The sequence below is a fragment of the Protofrankia sp. Cj3 genome (assembly GCF_917627355.1).
GTDB lineage: Bacteria > Actinomycetota > Actinomycetes > Frankiales > Frankiaceae > Protofrankia.
In genome coordinates this window covers 4,249-4,897 of sequence record NZ_CAKJTR010000302.1, presented here as the reverse complement: position 1 = coordinate 4,897, position 649 = coordinate 4,249, and the positions used below count along the sequence as shown (strand labels likewise).

At 70.6% G+C, this 649-nt stretch carries 1 protein-coding gene; it reads left to right on the top strand.

All coding sequences use genetic code 11. The features are described 5' to 3' along the window. A partial coding sequence (locus tag MJ783_RS22690) for a polyketide synthase (RefSeq protein WP_239313801.1) occupies positions 1 to 649 on the top strand: 649 nt, incomplete at both ends.

The window sequence follows — 649 nt, the reverse complement described above, 5'->3', positions numbered from 1 at the left end:
TCGAGTTCGCCCGGCAGCGTGGCCTGGCACCGGACGGGAGATGCAAGGCGTTCGCCGCCGCGGCGGACGGTACCGGCTGGGCCGAAGGCGTCGGGCTGCTGTTGCTGGAACGCCTCAGCGACGCCGAGCGCCTCGGGCATCAGGTGCTGGCCGTGGTCCGGGGCTCGGCGGTGAACTCCGACGGCGCGTCCAACGGCCTGACCTCGCCGAACGGCCCGTCCCAGCAACGGGTGATCCGTACGGCACTCACGAACGCCCGGCTGTCCCCCGCCGACATCGACACCGTCGAAGCCCACGGCACCGGCACCACCCTGGGCGACCCGATCGAGGCGCAGGCTCTGCTGGCCACCTACGGTCAGAACCGGCCCGACGACCGGCCCCTGTGGCTCGGGTCGTTCAAATCGAACATCGGCCATGCGCAGGCCGCTGCCGGTGTCGCGGGTGTGATCAAAACAGTGCAGGCCATCCGGCACGGTGTGCTGGCGAAAACTCTGCATGTCGACGAGCCGTCACCGTTCGTCGACTGGTCCGCCGGTGGGGTGCGGCTACTCACCGAGGCCCGGCCATGGCCGGAGACCGGCCGGCCACGGCGCGCTGGCGTGTCCTCCTTCGGCGTGAGCGGCACCAACGCACATGTGATCATCGAGCA